The 4180-nt window shown below is 62.9% G+C and carries 3 protein-coding genes; 2 read left to right on the forward strand and 1 reads right to left on the reverse strand.

What is annotated here, in order from left to right:
* Positions 1-242: 242 nt before the first annotated feature.
* Complete coding sequence (locus tag BN1233_RS01065; RefSeq protein ID WP_147706916.1) at positions 243-569, reverse strand: hypothetical protein; 327 nt, start codon at positions 567-569, stop codon at positions 243-245.
* Between the two features lie 508 nt (positions 570-1077).
* Between BN1233_RS01065 and BN1233_RS01070 the strand changes: the two genes are divergently transcribed.
* Positions 1078-3078 (forward strand): BCCT family transporter, encoded by a 2001-nt coding sequence (locus BN1233_RS01070; protein WP_046861663.1) that lies wholly within the window; start codon positions 1078-1080, stop codon positions 3076-3078.
* Between the two features lie 143 nt (positions 3079-3221).
* Positions 3222-3839: a hypothetical protein gene (locus tag BN1233_RS01075; protein WP_048708939.1), complete on the forward strand. Its 618-nt coding sequence runs from the start codon at positions 3222-3224 to the stop codon at positions 3837-3839.
* The last annotated feature ends 341 nt before the right edge of the window (positions 3840-4180 follow it).

Genomic DNA, 4180 nt, shown 5'->3' on the forward strand with positions numbered 1-4180 from the left:
TCCGCTCGTGCCTCTTGGATTGATGATTGTTCCCATTTCTCCCTTCCGCATCGATCTAAACCGAAAACAATAGCCTCGCATCGAAACGGAAAACGTGTTCTGGCTCAACTATATTCGCAAGCACCTGCTGATTATCTTGTCCAGCCAACCTGCTTCAATTTGGCGGCATTCTGCATCAGGTGGAGCGACGGCGTCCTGTATCCTGGGCGATGGCCGATCGAGAGGAACGGGGGCGGAGTGCTTTACCCACCCGTGCCCTCGAGCATGGCAAGCGCTTTCCGCCCCTTGGCGGTAATGGCATACGTCGCGGTCACCTTTCCCTCATCGGGTTGATCGCGGGTGGCCAGCAACTCGAGATGGCCCTCGCTCTCGAGCCCGCGCAACAGGCGGAGTTCGTCGGGCCAGGTCCCCTGGCGCGTCCGCTCGATCCTGACCTGCCCCTCGCAGTGGCCGGAGGCCTCCCGCAGGAGGCGTAGCATTCCAGGATTCAAGCCCGGCGCGGCGCGGTCATGGTCGGGCGCCGAAGCCAGGACCGGGGGCGGGTTGGGAGTGGCTGATTGGTCCAGCAAGCAAGGTCCCTCATCGTCGGGGTGAATGACGCGACAGCCCGGCACGTGAAGGTGTTAGCGTCCGGGGCACCTGCACGCCACGAAGTCGAGGAGGGCCAGTTCGCTGGAATCCGGTCCGGACTCAAGGCAGGTCTGGGTCAACAAAACAGGAGCAACTCACCCCTGCCCGATTGCGTCGACGAAATCTGTCATCAGGACACCTGCACGTGGGAATGCAGGTATCGACGGCTTTCCCCGTGAATTCCTGACGGGCGCGGGATCGCACGGAACTGCCTCAGAGCCTCCTGCCGGCCTCCTTCCGGATCGACTCAAGTTCGGATGCTCGCCTCGACGATTGTTCCGAGTCATGCCGTCTTGCTTCTCCCGATCGACATACGGCGGCCTTGAGAAGGAACTCTTCTCCCTTGGAGGTTTTCTACCCCGGGTCAGGAACGTGGGCGCTCCGGAAGGAGACGCCCCCCGCTCCAGGACAGGCTGCGGCTGACGACGGAGTATCCACAGGGGCCGCATGTTCAAGCGCTTCATCATCAACCCACCGGTCTTCTTCGGTGCCATCGCCGTCATCGGCCTCTTCCTCGCCGTCGGGGTTGTCCTCCCCACTCGCGCCAGCGCGGTCTTCAGTGCCTTGCAGGCCGCCATTCTCAACAGCTTCGGCTGGCTCTATCTCCTCGCCGTCGGCATCTTCCTTGCTACCGTGCTGCTCCTCTGCCTGGGCCGTTACGGTCGACTGAAGCTCGGACCGGACGAGTCCACTCCGGACTTCAGGTTCACCTCCTGGATCGCCATGCTGTTTGCCGCCGGTATGGGGATCGGCCTCATGTTCTACGCCGTGGGCGAGCCGATGACCCACTTCATGGCGCCGCCGACGGCCGAGCCGCGCTCCGTCGCGGCGATGCGGGAGGCCATGACCGTCACCTTCTTCCACTGGGGCATTCACGCCTGGGCCATCTATGCCGTGGTCGGCCTGTCGCTGGGGTATTTCGGCTATCGCTACAATCTCCCCCTCACGATCCGCTCCGGCCTGTATCCACTCCTCAAGGAGCGCATCAACGGCCCCATTGGTCATGCCGTCGACATTTTCGCCATTGTCGGGACCGTGTTCGGCATCGCCACCTCGCTCGGCGTGGGAATCTCCCAGATCAATGCCGGCCTCAACTATCTGCTGGGCCTTCCCATCGGCCTCGCAATCCAGCTCCCCCTGATCGCCGTCATCATGGCCCTGGCCACGGCTTCGGTCATCTCGGGCGTGGACAAGGGGGTCCGCATCCTCTCCGAAGCCAATCTGGTCATGGCGATATTGCTGATGATCTTCGTCCTGGTGGTCGGGCCGACGGCGCAGCTCTTTCGCGATTTCGTGCAGAACCTGGGTCTCTATCTCGACACGCTGCTGCTGCGCACCTTCAACATCTATGCCTACGAGCCGACGCCCTGGATCGATGCCTGGACGCTCTTCTACTGGGCCTGGTGGATTTCCTGGTCGCCGTTTGTCGGCATGTTCATCGCCCGCATCTCGCGCGGCCGCACCGTACGCGAGTTCGTCACCGCCGTGCTGTTCATTCCCGCCGGCTTCACCTTTTTCTGGATGACCGTGTTCGGCAACACCGCGATCTTCGTGGACACGGGCGTGGCAGCCGGCGCGCTGGGCACTGCCGTTGCCGACGACGTATCAGTCGGCCTCTTCAAGTTCTTCGAGTATTTGCCGTTTACGGGCCTCACCTCAACTCTGGCCGTGCTCCTGGTCGGGATCTTTTTCATCACCTCCGCGGATTCCGGCTCGCTGGTCGTCGACGCCATCGCCGCAGGCGGCGAAACCGAGACCACCACCGGCCAGCGCGTCTTCTGGTGCGCCCTCGAGGGCGTCGTAGCGGCCAGCTTGCTCGTTGCCGGCGGGCTTGGCGCCTTGCAATCGGCGACCGTGGCCAGCGCACTGCCCTTCACCCTTGTCATGCTGGCCCTCGTCTGGTCACTCCTGGTCGGCATGCGCGCCGACCTCGCCCAACAGGAGGCTCACGCCGCCAAGCCGTACATTCCCTCCGCCGAGCCCGCCACGGGCCTCACTTGGCAGCGCCGTCTCGCGCTCATCCTTCATGCTCCGACCGAGGCCGAGGTGGACAGGTTCATTGCCACCCAGGTGCGTCCGGCGCTCGATCAGGTCGCGAGAGAGTTGAGTGCGCGCGGCCGCACCTCGTATGTGGTCGAGGAAGAGAGCGGTGCCATCGCCCTGCGCTCGCCAGCCGAAGGCATGCGCGACTTCATCTATGGCGTCAGCCGCAGCGCCCAGCCCATGGCCACCTTCTCCCCGCTCTCCGGGAAGCCTGAATGCCGTTACGAGGCCCGCACCTACTTTTCCAGCGGTGGCCGCGGCTATGACATCATGGGCATGAACCGCGAACAGATCATCGCGGACGTTCTCGTCCAGTTCGAGCGTTATCTCCAGCTCGTCCACTCTCCGGCGACGCAACTCGTCCACGGCGCCCCGGAACACGAGCGTGATCCTCCCTCACCGTGACGGGCGCCTTTGCCGGGCTCCCGAGGGAGCGGGAAAGTGATCGATGACGCAGACGAGACTTCATTCCCGAATGCGCTGCGCCGAACTGCGACCGGGAAAGCTCGCAGCCGACGTCTGGGCAAGACAACCGCTAGTGGACAATCATGTGGAACTGGATTGCGAGCAATCATCAGGTCATCAGCGCGCTGGCGAGTGTCGCGATGCTGTTTGTCTGGATCGCTTACTTGCATGTGTTCGTCAGCAGCTATCGCCGACAGAAGAGGTCGAACATCCTGATCAATCGCGGCGCCGGAGCCGGGCTCGAGGCCCGGTGCCTGATCAGCAACATGAGCGCGGAGGCAATCTACCTCGAAAGCCTCATCGCGACCGTCGAGACAACCGAGGGGCGCTGGAGTTGTCCGGTGACCGAATTGCTGGAAGGCCGATCGGACCTCGATCTGAAGACCCGACAAGGTCCGTTGCAGGCAGGACGGCTCGTCGACATCGGATCGTTTCAAAGCCTCATCGAGCCGGTGCTTCAAAGGAGTGCGGGACTGCGCGGCGCCGTCGCTTCGGATGGCCTGGAGAACCTCGTCGCCTTCGAGATCAAGGTGATTGCGGTGCATGGCTCCGAGGATCTCCTGGCCGGGGCGATGCGACGGTTTGATGTGATCCGGCGACAGGACTGGTTGCTCCTGAGAGGGCATTCGGTCGGCACGCAACAGATCCGGTCCCGCCGCGAGCGGGAGAGTCTCCGTGACGATGTCGAAGCGGATCTATGATTGACGGGATCCAGCTTCTCCTGAGCCTTGATCTGGATGAGGGTGGGCCGCACGAGGCCGGGATGGCCGACCATCGGGTCCGCTGGAAACATTGTTGGAGCTGCTTGACCGCGATCGGCAATCGTACACTGAATCGTCTTGGAGCAGAACATTGCAGCAAGAATGCCACCGGGAGACCCCGATGGCTTGTTGTTTTGGACGCAAGTCCGGACGACGTTGCGGCAGTTCCTCCAGTGTCACGACGCAGAGGCCATCCGCTCGCTAGCGACCGGATCGATCGACAACCCTTCGGGTGGAACCTTCCTCCAGTGGTGATCCGTGCCTTTGGGGCGCACTACCAA

This window comes from Microvirga massiliensis (assembly GCF_001006805.1).
Lineage (GTDB): Bacteria > Pseudomonadota > Alphaproteobacteria > Rhizobiales > Beijerinckiaceae > Microvirga > Microvirga massiliensis.